Annotated in this window: 15 protein-coding genes; 3 read left to right on the forward strand and 12 right to left on the reverse strand. The window is 70.5% G+C overall.

Annotated elements, in window-relative coordinates; translation table 11 throughout:
* Positions 1–11 precede the first annotated feature (11 nt).
* Positions 12–953 (forward strand): ATP-binding cassette domain-containing protein, encoded by a 942-nt coding sequence (locus KV097_RS16030; protein ID WP_220366421.1) that lies wholly within the window; start codon positions 12–14, stop codon positions 951–953.
* The gene (locus KV097_RS16035; RefSeq protein WP_220345876.1) at positions 950–1,726 is read left to right on the forward strand and encodes an ABC transporter permease; all 777 of its coding nucleotides are present in this window, start codon (positions 950–952) and stop codon (positions 1,724–1,726) included. The genes KV097_RS16030 and KV097_RS16035 overlap by 4 nt, the downstream gene beginning before the upstream one ends.
* A gap of 20 nt (positions 1,727–1,746) precedes the next feature.
* On the opposite strand, the gene KV097_RS16040 is transcribed toward KV097_RS16035, so the two are convergent.
* From KV097_RS16040 to KV097_RS16055, 4 genes are read right to left on the reverse strand one after another with little or no spacing between them, the layout of a single operon-like run.
* Complete coding sequence (locus KV097_RS16040) at positions 1,747–2,367, reverse strand: TetR/AcrR family transcriptional regulator (RefSeq protein ID WP_220343121.1); 621 nt, start codon at positions 2,365–2,367, stop codon at positions 1,747–1,749.
* Entirely contained in the window at positions 2,364–2,990 is a 627-nt protein-coding gene (locus tag KV097_RS16045; protein WP_220366422.1) for a DUF2867 domain-containing protein, read from the reverse strand. The genes KV097_RS16040 and KV097_RS16045 overlap by 4 nt, the downstream gene beginning before the upstream one ends.
* Positions 2,991–3,018: 28 nt before the next feature.
* Complete coding sequence (locus KV097_RS16050) at positions 3,019–5,028, reverse strand: MDR family MFS transporter (protein ID WP_220366423.1); 2,010 nt, start codon at positions 5,026–5,028, stop codon at positions 3,019–3,021.
* A 34-nt stretch (positions 5,029–5,062) separates the two neighbouring features.
* Positions 5,063–5,488, reverse strand: coding sequence for a MerR family transcriptional regulator (locus KV097_RS16055; protein ID WP_220366424.1), 426 nt, complete (start codon positions 5,486–5,488; stop codon positions 5,063–5,065).
* Positions 5,489–5,681: 193 nt separating this feature from the next.
* On the opposite strand from KV097_RS16055, the gene KV097_RS16060 reads away from it, so the two are divergent.
* Positions 5,682–6,629 carry an aldo/keto reductase gene (locus KV097_RS16060; protein WP_255559670.1) on the forward strand — a complete coding sequence of 316 codons (948 nt, stop codon included), beginning with the start codon at positions 5,682–5,684 and terminating at the stop codon, positions 6,627–6,629.
* Between the two features lie 11 nt (positions 6,630–6,640).
* On the opposite strand, the gene KV097_RS16065 is transcribed toward KV097_RS16060, so the two are convergent.
* The 8 genes from KV097_RS16065 to KV097_RS16100 form a co-directional block, all read right to left on the reverse strand.
* Complete coding sequence (locus KV097_RS16065) at positions 6,641–8,701, reverse strand: prolyl oligopeptidase family protein (RefSeq protein ID WP_220366425.1); 2,061 nt, start codon at positions 8,699–8,701, stop codon at positions 6,641–6,643.
* 90 nt (positions 8,702–8,791) lie between these two features.
* Positions 8,792–9,361 (reverse strand): DUF5063 domain-containing protein, encoded by a 570-nt coding sequence (locus KV097_RS16070; RefSeq protein WP_220345872.1) that lies wholly within the window; start codon positions 9,359–9,361, stop codon positions 8,792–8,794.
* A gap of 21 nt (positions 9,362–9,382) precedes the next feature.
* Entirely contained in the window at positions 9,383–9,979 is a 597-nt protein-coding gene (gene recR, locus KV097_RS16075) for a recombination mediator RecR (RefSeq protein ID WP_220366426.1), read from the reverse strand.
* Positions 9,980–9,983: 4 nt separating this feature from the next.
* The gene (locus tag KV097_RS16080) at positions 9,984–10,415 is read right to left on the reverse strand and encodes a YbaB/EbfC family nucleoid-associated protein (RefSeq protein WP_308289465.1); all 432 of its coding nucleotides are present in this window, start codon (positions 10,413–10,415) and stop codon (positions 9,984–9,986) included.
* Positions 10,416–10,423: 8 nt separating this feature from the next.
* Positions 10,424–10,870 carry a hypothetical protein gene (locus tag KV097_RS16085; RefSeq protein WP_220366427.1) on the reverse strand — a complete coding sequence of 149 codons (447 nt, stop codon included), beginning with the start codon at positions 10,868–10,870 and terminating at the stop codon, positions 10,424–10,426.
* Positions 10,867–13,014, reverse strand: a complete 2,148-nt coding sequence (locus KV097_RS16090) for an MMPL family transporter (protein ID WP_220366428.1) — start codon at positions 13,012–13,014, stop codon at positions 10,867–10,869. The genes KV097_RS16085 and KV097_RS16090 overlap by 4 nt, the downstream gene beginning before the upstream one ends.
* Before the next feature lie 130 nt (positions 13,015–13,144).
* Positions 13,145–13,795: a response regulator transcription factor gene (locus tag KV097_RS16095; RefSeq protein WP_220343111.1), complete on the reverse strand. Its 651-nt coding sequence runs from the start codon at positions 13,793–13,795 to the stop codon at positions 13,145–13,147.
* Positions 13,792–14,931 (reverse strand): sensor histidine kinase, encoded by a 1,140-nt coding sequence (locus KV097_RS16100; protein ID WP_220366429.1) that lies wholly within the window; start codon positions 14,929–14,931, stop codon positions 13,792–13,794. The genes KV097_RS16095 and KV097_RS16100 overlap by 4 nt, the downstream gene beginning before the upstream one ends.
* Positions 14,932–14,955: the final 24 nt, after the last annotated feature.

The raw sequence follows: 14,955 nt of genomic DNA on the forward strand, positions 1-14,955 counted from the left end.
CCGTTTTGCGTATGACATACACAGTGGAGGTCGAAGGCCTCACCAAGAGCTACGGCTCCACCGACGTCCTGCGCGGTGTCGACCTGGCTGTCGAGACCGGGACGGTGCTCGCCCTGCTCGGCACGAACGGCGCCGGGAAGACCACGCTGGTGCGGGTCCTTGCGACGCTCATCGGGTACGACGGCGGCAGCGCCCGCGTCGCCGGCCGCGACGTCGCGCGGGAGGCGCACGCCGTCCGCAACGCCATCAGCCTCACAGGCCAGTACGCCGCCGTGGACGAGGTCCTCACCGCCCGGGAGAACCTCACGATGGTGGCGCGCCTGCGGCGCTTGCCCCGTCCAGGCAGCGCCGCGCGCGTCGACGACGTGGTCGAGCGCTTCGACCTCACCGCGATCGCCGACCGCCGCGCGTCGACCTACTCCGGCGGCCAGCGGCGTCGGCTCGACCTCGCGATGAGCATGGTCGTGCCCCCGACGCTGCTCTTCCTCGACGAGCCGACGACCGGGCTCGACCCGCGCAGCCGCGACCAGGTCTGGGCGACGGTGCGGGAGCTGGCCGACACGGGTGTGACGGTCCTGCTCACCACGCAGCACCTCGAGGAAGCCGACCGGCTCGCTGACCGCGTCGCCGTCCTGGACGGTGGTCGGGTCGTGGCCGACGGCACACCGGAGGAGCTGAAGGCCCAGGTCTCCGGCGAGATCCTGCGACTCTCCTACGGCGATGCCCGGACCTACGAGACCGCGCTCGCCAGTGTGCGTACGCCCGAGGTCACCGCCGACCCCGTCCTCCTCACCGTCGACGTCCCCACCGACGCCGCCCCAGAGTCGGTGTGCCGGGTGCTCGCCGAGCTCGCGGCCGCGGGCGCACCCCCACGCCGGGTCGACATGCACGCACCGAGCCTCGACGACGTCTTCCGTACCCTCACCGCACCGAGCCTGGAGGCCCGCCCATGAGCACCGCCACGACCCCCCGCGCCAGCCTCGTTCTCGACTCGCAGGTGATGGTCCGCCGAAGCCTGGTGACGACCCTGCGCAACCCCGAGGCGTTCTTCACCGCACTGGCTCTGCCGGTTGCGCTGATGCTGCTGTTCGTCTACGTGTTCGGGGGCGCCCTGTCGACCGACGGTGCGTACGTCGACTACGTCGTGCCCGGGATCATCCTGCTCTGCGCCGGGTTCGGGGCGGGAACGACGGCCGCTGCGGTCGCGCACGACATGACCAACGGCATCATCGACCGGTTCCGTTCGATGCCGATCGCCGCCGGGTCGGTGATCGTGGGTCACGTCGTCGCCAGCGTGGCCCGCAACGCCGTCGCGACCACCCTCGTCATCGGGGTCGCGCTGCTCGTCGGGTGGCGGCCGAGTGGCGGACCCGTCGCATGGCTGGCAGCGATCGGCGCTCTCACGGTCTTCGTCCTCGCGATCTCGTGGCTCGCCGCGACAGTCGGGCTGATCGCGCGGACTCCAGAGTCCGCGAACGCTTTCACGATGGTCCTCGCGTTCCTGCCCTACGTCAGCACGGCGTTCGTGCCCGCGGACACGCTGCCGCCCGCGCTGCGCGGGTTTGCCGAGAACCAGCCGATGACGCCGATGATCGAGACGCTGCGTGGGCTGTGGATGGGAACGCCGATCGGCGACCACGGCTGGTGGGCTCTCGGGTGGTGCGGCGTGATCCTCGTCGGGGCGGCGGTGTGCTCCGCGCGCCTGTTCCGACGCCGTACGGCGTGACGCGGACGTGCGCGGCAGCCTCAGTCCACGGGTGGGGACGGGACTCCGAGGACGCCCTGCACGGCGCGTTCAACCAACTCGACGTCGTGCGGCGCGCTCCTGGCGAGCTCGATGCCGACCGACTCCAAGATCGCCAGGAAGGCCCGGGCCGTCAGCCGGGGTGGGGGTCCGGCCGGGATCGAGCCGTCTCGGCGCCCTGCCCGCACCAGATCGGCGCACTCGGCCTCGAGCCGGTCGTAGGTCGTCTCCATCGCGCGCCCGACGGGGTGGTCCTGACCGGTGAGCTCGACTCGCAGCGTGAGCATGACTCGTGCACGGTCGTGACCGCGACAGTACGCGGCGTGGCGCCGGGCCATCGTGAGCAGAACCGCGAGGGGGTCGCCCTCGTCGAGACTCGGTCGTCGCACCTCCGCGTCCCACGTCTCGGCGACCCACTCCACAACGGCGAGGGCGAGCTCCTCCTTGTTGGCGAAGAGGTGGTAGAGCGCGCCGCGGGTGTAGCCCGCGTCCTTGGCCACCTGCTCCAGGACCAGGTTGGCGTAGCCGTACGTGGACAGGCCCCGCGCCGCCGCGACGAGCAGGGACCACCGAGTCCGCTCACGACGGTCGGCCTGCGTACGCCGCGCGACGGACCCGCTCACGACGCCGCAGGAGTCGGGCCGACGAGGCGCTCCCGCTCCAGCCACGCGCGCTCCCACTTGCGGGTCAGGGCGGGATAGACGATCAGGTAGCGGAACGGCTTGATCGCCACCATGTAGATCCGCCCGAAGACACCGTTGGGCTTGACGAGGGCTGCCATCCTCAGCTCGTACTCGCCGTCGCCGTTCGGCACCCAGCCAAGGTGACACAGGTCGTGGACGGTCTTGTTGGCCAGCTCGATGACGCACTCGTCGGGGAGCTCGTAGACCATCGTGAACGGCGTGTTGGGGACCGGGTCGCCGGCCGCCTCCTGGATCAGGTCCGACGGGAGCCGGTCACGGAGCGTGTCGACCCGAGAGGCGAGTCCCTGGTCGGACGAGTCCCAACCGAGCATCGCGCCGAGCCGCCAGCGGACCGCGAAGAGGAAGCGGACGAGCGGAGGGTTCTCGTTGAGCCCGCCGGCGGCACGCAAGGCGGCGAGCATGACCGGAAAGTCGTCTGGTCCGGCGCCGGGAGTGCGGTAGGACCAGACGTCCTCGAGCCGGAAGTCGGGCGCGATGTCGTGGATCCTCCACGGCCGCCCGGTGTGCTCGACGTCGGCGACCCTGCCGTTGCGTATCCCCATGCGCGCAACATACATACACGTACGTATGTTAGTCAACCGTCGACCGGTCCTCCGAGAGCAGGTCCTCCGTCAGCTGGTCGACCAGCTGATCGATCTCCGGCTCCCGGTCCCATCCCTTGATGTAGTGCTGCAGACGCTCCCGCTCGCTGGCCCGGATCGCCTCTGCCGCGGCGTCTCCCGCGGCGGTCGAGGTGACCGTGCCGGCGTCGACGGTCACGAACCCGCGTCGCGCGAGGGAGTCGGCGACCCGTTGCACCGCCTCGGGAGGACGCCCGGACCGCTCGGCCATGGTCGCGATGGACCGAGGTCCCTTGAGAGACGCACGCGTCACCATCCAGCACTCCTCCGGCGTGAGCCCGAGATCGAGGTCGCCGACGAGCGCCTGGTAGATCCGCAGCGGGTCCTGGCGACCGACGCGCCGCCAGAGGTGGAGCCGGAGCTCTTCGAGCGAGGTCCGGCTCGACGGCAGCGCGAACGACTGACCTGCGGAGCCGCCCACGTCCTGGGCCCCGGTCGTGCGCCGCAGCGGGAGCTCGGGGATCAGCCAGGCGAGGAGGAACGCGAGCAGCGCCACCGGTACGGCGGCGAGGAAGACGACGTGGATCGCGTCCGCGTAGCCGTCGAGGAACCAGTTCTGCACCTGCGGTGGGCACTCCCTGAGCCCGAGAGCCGACTCCTTGAGCACGTCGCCCGAGCAGCGTCCGGTGGCGTCGGCAGGGGTGTCGCGCCCGAGGGCGTCGGCCAGGGAGCGGGTGAGAACCGCACCGAACGCGGCGACACCCACGGAGCTGCCGATCGTACGGAAGAACGTGGCTCCCGAGGTCGCGGTCCCGAGGTCGCGGTAGGCGACGGCGTTCTGCACCGCGAGCACCAGCACCTGGGTGACCATGCCGAGACCGAGACCCAGGACGAACATGCTGCCCGAGGACTCGAGCGTGGTCGTGTCCCGGCCCATCAGAGAGAGCAGGAACAGTCCCAGCGCGGTGATCGCCGTCCCGAGGATGGGGAACACCTTGTAGCGACCCGTCTTGGTGATGAGGTGGCCGCTGCCGATCGAGGTCAGGAGGAGCCCGACCATCATCGGCAGCATCTCCAGCCCGGACTCGGTCGGTGACGAGCCCTTGATCTGCTGCAGGTAGAGCGGAAGGTAGGTGATCGCTCCGAACATCGCGAAGCCGATGACGAACCCGACCAGCGACGTCGTCGTGAACGTGCGGTTCGCGAAGAGCCGCAGCGGCAGGACCGGCTCCGGCGCTCGACGCTCCACGAGCACGAATGCCCCCAGGGCCACGACGCCGATCACCCCCGTGGTCCACACCTCCACCGAGCTCCAGGCCCAGGTCGACCCGCCGAGGCTGGTGATCAGCACGATCGCCGTGGCCACCGTCCCCAGCAGGACCACCCCGGCATAGTCGACGCTCGCGGCGCGATCTGGGCGGATGCGCGGCAGGACGGCCGTCACGACCACCAGCGCGACGGCGCCGAGCGGAAGGTTGATGTAGAAGACCCACTCCCAGGAGAGGTTGTCGACGAAGAACCCACCGAGCAGCGGACCAGCCACGCTGGCCACCCCGAACACCGCCCCGAACGCGCCCTGGTAGCGGCCGCGCTCCCGCGGGGGCACGACGTCGCCGATGATCGCCTGCGACAGCACCATCAGCCCGCCGCCGCCCGCACCCTGCACGGCCCGCCACGCGACGAGCTGTCCCATCGTCTGCGACGTCCCGGCGAGGGCCGACCCGACCAGGAAGATCACGATGCAGGTGATGAAGAGGCTCTTGCGGCCGTACAGGTCCCCGAGCTTGCCCCACAGCATCGTGGTCACCGTCGACGCGAGCATGTACGCCGTCACGACCCAGGACAGGTGCTCGGCACCACCGAGATCCTGGACGATCGTGGGGAGCGCGGTCGACACGATCGTCTGGTCCAGGGCGGCGAGCAACATCGCGAGCATCAGCCCGCCGAAGATCGCCCAGACCTTCGCTGACGAAAGACTGTCGCCTTCTACCGCCACGTCCGGCTGCTGCTGCTGCGCCATGACACCCCCGGGTCCGCCCTCCCGCGATTGTCAGTCAGGAGGACGGCTCGCGCGCGGCGGAGCGTACGAGCTCCGAGCGGTACCAGGCGATCTTCTCCGCAAGCTGGCGTTCTCTCTGGCGCAGCTCTTCGATCTCCTGCCTGACGGCCGTCGCGTGGTCCTCGAGCAGGGCCGCGCGCTCGGCGAGGGTGGAGTCGTCGACCGAGAGCTCGCCGTACCGTTTCAGCAGCGCGATCGGCATGCCTGTGTCGCGCAGGCAACGCAAGAAGCCCAACCGCGCGAGGTCCACGTCGGTGTAGGTGCGCCGCCCGCCCGCCGAGCGGGCGACAGGTGGCAGGATGCCTTCGCGCTCGTAGTAGCGCAGGGTGTCGAGCGAGAAGCCGGAACGTTCAGCCGCCTCCGCCGGAGTGTAAGTCTCCGCGGCGGGTGCGCCCAGAGTCTGGGAGGTGTGCTCAGGCATCGCCTGATGCCGTCCGGCTGTCGACGTTCGCCTTGCTCCTGGCGACTGCTTCGCAGATCTCGGGGTTGATGTGTTGACCAGGCACTTGCATCTACTTCCACTTCCCATTGGATGGCCGCCGATAACTGATCTTGCTCGTTGTCTTCACCTAGGGGGTTGACCTGGAGCGAGCTCCAGGTTGCACGGTGGTCGCATGACCGACGACATGACCATCTCATCCCTCGTTCTCGGAACCATGATGTTCGGGACCCGGATCGACGAGGACACCTCGTACGCCCTGCTCGACCGCTTCGTCGAGCGCGGCGGCGTCTGGCTCGACACCGCCGACTGCTACGCATACTGGGCGAGCCGCTCAGGACACGGCGGTGACAGCGAGTCGGTCCTCGGGCGATGGCTCGCCGCCAGACCGGGCGTCCGGGACCGGGTCAAGATCGCGACCAAGGTCGGCGCGGAACCACGCTGGCCCGGCGCACCGGCGTGGCAGCACGACGGTCTCTCGCGGCGAGCGGTCCGCGACGCGTTCGAAGGAAGCCTGAGTCGCCTCGGCGTCGACCGCGTCGACATGCTTTGGCTGCACAAGGAGGACCGCACGGTCCCGATCGAGGAGACCGTCGATGCCCTCGCCGAGCTCACCGCCGACGGCTCGGTCGCCCGGGTGGGGGCGTCCAACCACCCCGCGTGGCGCGTCGAGCGCGCTCGAGCGCACGCGCGGAGCAGCGGCGCCGTACCCATCGACGCCCTCCAGCAGAGCGCGACCTTCCTCCGTCCCCGCCCAGGGACCCGCCCGAACGCGATGCACGCCTTCGGCGTGCTCGACGACGAGCTGTCCGACTACGCCACCTCCCACGGCCTGGAGGTGTGGGCCTACACACCGTTGCTCGAGGGCGCGTACGACAACCCCGACAAGACCGTCCCCGATATCTTCGAGCACCCTGGCAGCTCCGCGCGCCTCGACGTGCTCACGAAGGTCGCGGGCGAGGTCGGTGTGCAGAAGGGGCAGGTGGTGCTCGCCTGGCTGGTGGCCCACGGCATCCGACCGATGCTCGGCGGCAGCAAGCTGGACCAGCTCGACGCAGCGTTGGACGGCGTGCGGCTGACTCTCAGCCCTGACCAGCTCGCACGTCTCGACGCGCCGCTCTGACGCAACGGGCACTAGGCCAGGCGGCTCCAGAGGAACCGGTACGCCAGCGCCGACATGTGCGCGGCCTGCGCGTTGTTGGCGGCGCCGCCGTGCCCGCCCTCGATGTTCTCGTAGTACGTGACGTCTTTGCCGGCCTCCAGCATCTTCGCGGCCATCTTGCGCGCGTGGCCGGGATGGACCCGGTCGTCACGCGTGGAGGTCGTGAAGAGCACCGGCGGATAGGCCCGGTCGGCGTCGAAGAGGTGGTAGGGCGAGAACGTGGCGAGGAACTCCCAGTCGGCGGAGTCGGGGTCGCCGTACTCCGCGATCCACGACGCCCCCGCGAGCAGCAGGTGGTAGCGCTGCATGTCCAGCAGCGGCACCTGGATGACGACCGCGCCGAACAGCTCGGGGTACTGCGTGAGCATGTTGCCGGCGAGCAGGCCGCCGTTGGATCCGCCCATCGCGCCGAGGTGCTGCGGCGAGGTGATCCTCCGCTCCACCAGGTCTCGCGCCACCGCAGCGAAGTCCTCGTACGCCCGGTGGCGCTGGTCGCGGAGCGCCGCCTGGTGCCACGTCGGGCCGTACTCCCCGCCTCCGCGGATGTTCGCCACGACATACACGCCGCCGTGCTCGAGCCACGCGCGGCCGAGACCACCGGAGTACGAGGGAGTCAGCGAGATCTCGAAGCCGCCGTAGCCGTAGAGCAGCGTCGGGGCGGAGCCGTCGTCCGGGAGGTCGTGCGGGCGGACCACGAAGTAGGGCACGCGCGTGCCGTCGACGGACTCGGCGAAGTGCTGCTCGACGACGAGGCCGTCGGCGTCGAAGAACGATGGCATCGCCTTCAGCGGGACCGGGCGGGCGTTGACGCCCCGTGGGCCGAGGTCGAGCAGCGAGAGCGTGGTAGGCGTCAGATAGTCGGTCGTGTAGAGCCACACCGCGTCGTCCTCGTCGGCATCGACCGGTGCGACCTGCAGCGTGCCGAGCTCGGGGACGTGCCGCGCGGCGACCCGGTCCCACTCACCACCCGGCTCGGCGGGCGGGGTGAGGATCTCGAGGCGGCTTCGTACGTCGGTCATCAGCTCGAGCACCAGCCGGTGGGCGGTGAACACATAACCCGCGAGTGCACTGTCACCGGTCGGCTCGTAGAGGACGGTGAAGTCGCGTGCTCCGTCGAGGAAGCTGCTGAAACCCAGGGCGAGCAGCGATCCAGCGACGTACGTGCGTCCGTCGACGGTCCAGTCGTCGCGGAGCTCGACGAGCATCTGGTCGCGCTTGACGCTGGTCTCGGCGGAGTCGGGCACGTCGAGCTTGGTCAGCACGACCTCACCGTCATCTTCGGTGAGCAGGTAGCGCTCGGCGGTGTAGAACGACGTCGCGCGGACGACCCAGTCGCGCTCGAAACCGGGCGTGCGGTCGTGGAAGGCGCCGATCGAGAGATCCTCGTGGGCGCCCTCGAAGACCACCTCGGACTCCGCGAGCGGTTCTCCGCGACGCCAGCGCCGCGCGATCCGCGGATAGCCGGACGCCGTCATCGAGCCCGGCCCCGTGTCGGTCTCGACGAAGACCGTGTCCTCGTCGATCCAGCTCACGTCACCCTTGGCCTCGGGGCGCACGAAGCCGTCGGTGACCCACGTACGCGACGCGAGGTCGTACTCCCGCGTCACGTCGGCGTCGGAGCCGCCGCGCGACAGCGAGACCAGCGCGCGCATGAAGGCGAGCGGCCCGGTCCGCAGGACGGCGGCGCCGTGCCAGACCCAGTTCTCGTCCTCGGCGTCGGCGAGCGCGTCGAGGTCGAGGACGACATCCCACTCCGGGTCGTCGGTCCGGTACGACGCGAGGGTCGTACGGCGCCAGACCCCGCGGACGTGCTGCGCGTCCCGCCAGAAGTTGTAGTACCAGTCGCCCGCCTTCGCGATCGGCGGGATCTTGGCGTCGGAGTCGAGGACCTCGAGGATCTGCTTCTCCGTCGTACGGAAGTCGTCACTGGTCTCGAGGCGCTCGGCGGTCTCGGCGTTGCGGGCGCGGACCCAGTCGAGCGCCTTCTCGCCGTCGACGTCTTCGAGCCACAGGTACGGGTCGGTCTGCGTCATGGTTTCGAGCCTAGGCGTACGCCCCAGCGGTCGACCGTGCGGCTCGCTCCGCCTTCTACGAGCCGTCGAGCACGCGTCCGCCGCGGTGGCTCAGAGCGGGTCGAGCGGGGGCTCCTCGGGCGACATCGCGGGGGTGGCGCCGACGATCCGGTCGCGAGCGACGACCGACTGCAGTGCCCGCAGCGCCGAGGTCGTCTCGCCGCCCCACGAGGTGAAGAACGAGAACTGCCACCACCACAGCGCCTCGACCAGACGGCCCGCGCGGGCGTGCTGCATCCCGTGCGCGAGCGCGGCGACCAGGGAGATGACGTCGTCGGAGATCCGGTACGCCGAGGGTTCGGCGGGATCGTCGTAGGGGTCGAAGACCTCGACGTAGGTGTCGAAGCCGTCGAGCACCGTGGCCAGCTCGACCCGGACGTCGTCGAGATCGATGTCGGGGCCGCTGTCGGGCTCGTAGCGGTCCGGCGGAACCATCCTCGGCATCGCGGCCATCCGGGCACCGACGGTGAGCGCCCGGCTGAGCTCGACGAGCAGACCGGCCACCATCTCGTCGCCGTCGGTGATGCCGATCAGGCTGCGAAAGCCCTCCAGCACCACATCGACGTCCTCGGCGAACCCGTGAGCGACCGCGGCCAGCTCGTCGTCTCTCGTCGTGCTCACGTCGCCCCTCCGGTGCCGGTGTCAGTCGACCGAGCGACGCCCTTCGAAGGCACGCCCGAGCGTGACCTCGTCGGCGTACTCGAGGTCACCGCCTACGGGTAGTCCACTGGCCAGACGCGTCACCCGCAACCCCAGGGGCTTGAGGAGCCGCGTGAGGTAGGTCGCGGTCGCCTCGCCCTCGAGGTTGGGGTCGGTCGCCAGGATGATCTCCTGGATCGCGCCGTCGGACAGCCGCTGCATGAGCTCCTTGAGGCGCAGGTCGTCGGGACCGACACCCTCGATCGGGGAGATCGCACCGCCGAGGACGTGGTAGCGGCCGCGGAACTCGCGGGTGCGCTCGATCGCGACGACGTCCTTGGACTCCTCCACGACGCACAAGATGGCGGGATCGCGACGTGGATCGGCGCAGATCCGGCAGGTCTCGGACTCCGCGACGTTGCCGCAGGTCGCGCAGAACCGCACCTTGTCCTTGACCTCGGTGAGCACCTCGGCGAAGCGACGGACGTCGACCGGATCGGCGTCGAGCAGATAGAACGCGATGCGCTGCGCGCTCTTGGGCCCGATGCCAGGGAGCCGGCCCAGCTCGTCGATCAGATCCTGGACGACGCCTTCGTACATCGCGTCAGAACCCGAGGGCGCCCGCTGCGCCCCCACCGGGCTCGCCGCCGAGCCCACCAGCGAACGGGCCGAGCTTCTCGGCCGCGAGCTGCTCGGCCTGTCCGTTGGCGTCGCGGACGGCGGCGACGACCATGTCACCGAGCATCTCGGTGTCCTCGGGATCGACCGCCTCGGGCTTGATCTCCACCGACACGAGCTCGCCGGTGCCGGTCACCGTGGCCTTGACCAGACCGTTGGCGGCCTGGCCCGTGACCTGGAGCCGGCTCAGCTCGTCCTTGGCGGCGAGCAGCTGCTCCTGCATCTGCTGGGCCTGCTGCAGGAGGGCCGACATGTCGGGCATGCCGCCTCCGGGCTGGTTGGGCCCGCCGAAATCATCACCGAACACCGAGACGTCCTCACGTTGGTACGACCGCGGCGTCTCCGCCGCGAAGTGCACTGGCCAGCCTACCGGCGCGAGCGTGCGGACCGGCCGAGGCGGCGCAGCCCGGTCGCGACCAGGCCCGAGACGAGCCCGACCACGGCGCCGGTGACGACGCTGCTCCCCACGGTGACGATTCGCATGATCACCTCCTCGGCCTGTCGCGGAAGCCTTCCCTCCCACGACCCGCCGAGCCGTGGGTCCTCGGCGAGAAGCGAGTCCCACATCAGGTTGTGGCCGATGCCCAGCCCGATCCCGTACACCGTGCCGACGACGAGAAGCGTCGTCACAGGGGACGGGACGCGGGTCCAGAGGGCCACGACCACCCACACCAGCATCGGTCCGATCGCGAGGAGCGCCGGTCCCCACGCCCCCGTGTCCACGTCGAGGTCGTGCACGACGACCCGTGGGAGCGAGAGCGCCGCGAGCAGGAGGATCGCCCACCACGGCAACCCGAACCGATATCTCGTCATCGGACGCCCCGCGGCCCTCGGGAGGTCTCGATCGTCAGGCGCGGAAGAGCACGGTCCAACCAGCGCGGCAGCCACCAGTTGCGGTCGCCGAGCAGCTCCATCACCGCAGGCACCAGCACGAGCCGCACCAGCGTCGCGTCGATGAAGATCGCGAACGCGAGACCGAACCCGAACAGCTGGAGCTCCCGGCTCGACCCGAGGACGAAGCTCCCGAAGACGCACACCATGATCGCGGCGGCCGCCGAGATGACCCGCGCGGTGCGCGCGAGGCCCTCGGCCACGGCCGTGGCGTTGTCGCCCGTACGGTCGTACTCCTCGCGGACCCGGGACAGGAGGAACACCTCGTAGTCCATCGACAGACCGAAGACGATCGCGATCATCATCATCGGCACCCACGCCTCGACGGGCGCGCTCGAGCCGAGGTCGAGCAGCTCCACGCCCCAGCCCCACTGAAAAACCGCCACCACCGCCCCGAATGCGGCGCCGAGCGACAGCAGGTTGACCAGCACCGCCTTGACGGCGACGGCCAACCCACGGAAGACGAGGACGAGGAGCACCAGCGCGGCACCGAGGACGACGGCGAGGAAGAGCGGAAGACGTTCCGCGGTGTAGTCGGCGAAGTCGACCGCCGCCGCCGTCGCTCCACCGATCGCGACCTCGAGCCCGCTGTCGTCCACCGCCTGCGGGACCACCTCCTCGCGGAGCGTGTGCACGAGGTCGGTCGTGGCCTCGTCCTGCGGTCCGGTCGTCGGGATCACCTCGAAGAAGGCGACGTCGCCGTCGTCGGAGAGCACCGGCGGTGTGGTGGCCGCGACGCCCGGTGTCGTCTCGAGGGCGTCGGCGAGCGCCTTCACGGCAGCGTCGCCGGCGGGGCCGTCGGCTGCCTGCACCGCGACGAAGAGGGGGCCGTTGGCGCCAGGGCCGAAGCCTTCCGCCACCAGGTCGTACGCCCGCCGTCCGGTGTCGGTCGTCGGGCGCGTGCCGGCATCGGAGAACCCGAGCCGGAGATCGAGAACCGGCAGGGTGAGCAGGACCAGCACGGCGGTCGCCGCGAGGGCCGCCGGCCACGGCCGCCGCTGCACCACACGGCTCCAGCGGCGAGCGAGCCGTCCACCGTCCGACCTCGTACGCCGCCGGTGGACCGAGAGCCGGTCGATCCTCCGTCCGGTGATCGTGAGCATCGCCGGCAGCAGCGTCACAGCGGCCAGCATGGTGACGAGCACCGCTCCGGCGATCCCCAGCGCGACACCCGTGATCACCTTGAGGTCCATGAGGACCAGCCCGAGCGAGGCGATGACCACGGTGACTCCGGCGAAGAGCACGGACCTCCCGGCGGTCGTCTGCGCGATCGTCACGGCCTGCGCGGGATGGGTTCCCGCCGCGAGCGCCTCGCGGTAGCGGGTGACGACGAGCAGGGCGTAGTCGATGCCGACGCCGATGGCGATCATCGCCGCGACGGGTGCCGCAAAGCTCGGCATGTCGACCCACCGGGCACCGAGACCGACGAGAGCCACCCCGCTGGCAGCTCCGATGACTCCGACAAGGATCGGCAGGACCATCGCGATCACCGACCCGAAGGCGAAGAGCAGGATGGCGATCGCCGCCAGCACGCCGATCAGCTCGCTCGGCGGCCCGCTCTGGTGCCCCTGCTCGGCGCCGAGGCCACCGACCTCCACGGTCAGGCCGTCCGTGGCAGACGAGCCGCGTACCTCGTCCAGGTCGTCCTGGAGCTCGGCGACGGCTTCGGCGTCCTGGGTCGGGAGCCCTACCGTGACGTAGCCGATCGTGCCGTCGGGAGAGAGCTGGTGTGCTCCGTCGGCGGCGAACGGGCTGCCGACCCTCGCGTCGGGCGCCAGCGCCGTGACCTCGCCGACCAGCGACGCCACCTGCTCGCGCCCGGCCGGTGTGTCCAGGCCGTCCTCGCGCTGCAGGACGAGCTGCGCCTGGGTGCCCGCGTCCGACGAGAAGCCACCCTTCTCGAGGATCTGGACGGCACGGTCGCTCGGCGAGCCAGGGAGGTCGTAGTCGTCACTGGTCTCACCGCTGAACGCCCCCGACAGGGCCGACAGTGCCACCACGACGACGATCCATCCGGCAACGACGAACCACCGCCCTCGCTGGCAGGCTCGAGCAAGTCTCTCCATGGTGTCCACGTCCTCCGCTGATGTCCGACAGGTTCGTCGGCGCACCACGCTAGGAGCGCGGGAAGCGCGAACCAGTCCCTCAGGAGCGGCAGTCGCGTCGCGTCTGGGCGTACGGGTCTCGGGGTCCCCGTCAGTCGACGAGACCGGCACGGTGCGCCAGCACGACCAGCTGGGAGCGGTCGCGGGCGTCGAGCTTCGTCAGGAGGCGGCTGACATAGGTGCGCGCTGTCTCCGGGCTCAGGAACAGCGCCGTCCCGATCTCCTCGTTCGTCTGCCCGAGCCCCACCTGGGTGAGCACCTCGACCTCGCGCTCGGTGAGGCCCGCGAGCCTCTCCTCGCGGGCACGGCGGGTGGGCATCCGCGCGACGCGGTCCATGAGCTGGCGGAGCACCCCGGGCGCGATCTGGGCCTGCCCGCCCGCGGCGCTGCGCACCGCACGCCGCAGCTCGTCGGCGTCGATGTCCTTGAGCAGATAGCCGTTGGCACCCGCCGCGATCGCCTCCACGACGTCGTCCTCGTCGTCGAACGTGGTGAGGACGAGCACCGGCGTCGTGCCGAGGAGCGGGTCGGCGCGCATCGCGCGGATCGCCTCGGTGCCCGACATCACCGGCATCTGCAGGTCCATGAGGACGACGTCGGGCCGCAGCTCACGCGCCTCGCGCACGGCCTCCCTGCCGTCACTGGCCTCACCGACCACCGTGACGTCGTCGGTGTTCTCCATGATCGCGCGCAGGCCGTGGCGGAGAAGGACCTGGTCGTCGACGAGCAGCAGCCGGATCACGACGAACCGCCGCTCATCACCGGGACCGCCGGGATGGACGCCTCGACCGCCCATCCCTGCGGGCCCGCGTCGACGTCGAGGGTTCCACCGAGTGCGCTGACCCGCTCACGCATCCCGCTGAGGCCGTGCCCGTCCTGGATCTGCGGGCCTGCGGCGGCCGTCCCGTCGTCGACGACGCGGACCCCGAGCAGTCCGGGCTCCTGCATGCCGATCCGAACGCTGATGCTGCGCCCGTTCGAGTGACGCAGCGTGTTCGTGATCGCCTCCTGCACAAGACGGAACGCCGCGGCACCGACCTCGGGCGCCACGTCGATCTGATCGACCTGCACGTCGACGGCGTACCCCGCCGCGGTCGGCGCGACGCCCAGGCTGACGACCTCGTCGAGCCCCGCAGCGGGATCGAACTGTCCCCGCCCGCGGAGGACGGCGACCGTCTGACGCAGGTGCGCGGACGCGTCGGTGATCGAGGATCGGACGAGGTCGAGCGCATCTCGACGCGCGTCCTCGGCGAGCGCCTCGCGAGCGATGTCGGAGTAGAGGGCGGCGACCGAGAGCGAGTGCCCGATCGAGTCGTGCAGCTCGCGCGCGAGCCTCATCCGGTCCTCGCGCACCTGGGCGACGTCGTCGAGCTCGCCCTGGCGGGTCAGCAGCCGCGTGACCTGATCGGTCCTCTGCCGGAGGCGGCGACCGACCCGGACGCTGTGCCCCAGCGCGATGGTCGCGACGATCAGGGCAGCATCGCCGCTGAGCTCGTAGCCGAGGACGAACGACGGGCTCTGGCCCTCCAGCAGCCGGTAGCCGGTGGCGGTGACGACGAGGAGCACGCTCGTGACGATCGCCGCACGCAGGTGACCCATCTCGGCGGCCGAGTAGAGCGCCGCGGCGATCGGTACGGCGAGACCGATCGCGGGGAAGCCGGCCGCGTAGTAGCTGAAGAACCCGAGCGACGTGAGTGCCAGCACCAGCAGTGGGTGGCTGCGTCGTACGAGCATGAGCAGGCCCAGACCGAGAGCCCACAGATAGACGAGCGGGTTGACTGCACCCCCGCGGCCCTCGTGGGAGTTCGCGACGACGGCGAGCACGACCGTGACACCGACGCACAGCAGCACGTCGGTCCTCCGTGGGGTCAGGCTCATCACCGTCCCGTCCTCCTCTCACCC

It is taken from the genome of Mumia sp. zg.B17 (assembly GCF_019550915.1).
Lineage (GTDB): Bacteria > Actinomycetota > Actinomycetes > Propionibacteriales > Nocardioidaceae > Mumia.

Bases quoted from the DNA above. Each gene is read 5' to 3' on its own strand.
- KV097_RS16030 (WP_220366421.1), top strand. From the start codon at position 12: ATGACATACACAGTGGAGGTCGAAGGCCTCACCAAGAGCTACGGCTCC.
- KV097_RS16035 (WP_220345876.1), top strand. From the start codon at position 950: ATGAGCACCGCCACGACCCCCCGCGCCAGCCTCGTTCTCGACTCGCAG.
- KV097_RS16045 (WP_220366422.1), bottom strand. From the start codon at position 2,990: ATGGGGATACGCAACGGCAGGGTCGCCGACGTCGAGCACACCGGGCGG.
- KV097_RS16050 (WP_220366423.1), bottom strand. From the start codon at position 5,028: ATGGCGCAGCAGCAGCAGCCGGACGTGGCGGTAGAAGGCGACAGTCTT.
- KV097_RS16055 (WP_220366424.1), bottom strand. From the start codon at position 5,488: ATGCCTGAGCACACCTCCCAGACTCTGGGCGCACCCGCCGCGGAGACT.
- KV097_RS16060 (WP_255559670.1), top strand. From the start codon at position 5,682: ATGACCGACGACATGACCATCTCATCCCTCGTTCTCGGAACCATGATG.
- KV097_RS16065 (WP_220366425.1), bottom strand. From the start codon at position 8,701: ATGACGCAGACCGACCCGTACCTGTGGCTCGAAGACGTCGACGGCGAG.
- recR (WP_220366426.1), bottom strand. From the start codon at position 9,979: ATGTACGAAGGCGTCGTCCAGGATCTGATCGACGAGCTGGGCCGGCTC.
- KV097_RS16085 (WP_220366427.1), bottom strand. From the start codon at position 10,870: ATGACGAGATATCGGTTCGGGTTGCCGTGGTGGGCGATCCTCCTGCTC.
- KV097_RS16090 (WP_220366428.1), bottom strand. From the start codon at position 13,014: ATGGAGAGACTTGCTCGAGCCTGCCAGCGAGGGCGGTGGTTCGTCGTT.
- KV097_RS16100 (WP_220366429.1), bottom strand. From the start codon at position 14,931: ATGAGCCTGACCCCACGGAGGACCGACGTGCTGCTGTGCGTCGGTGTC.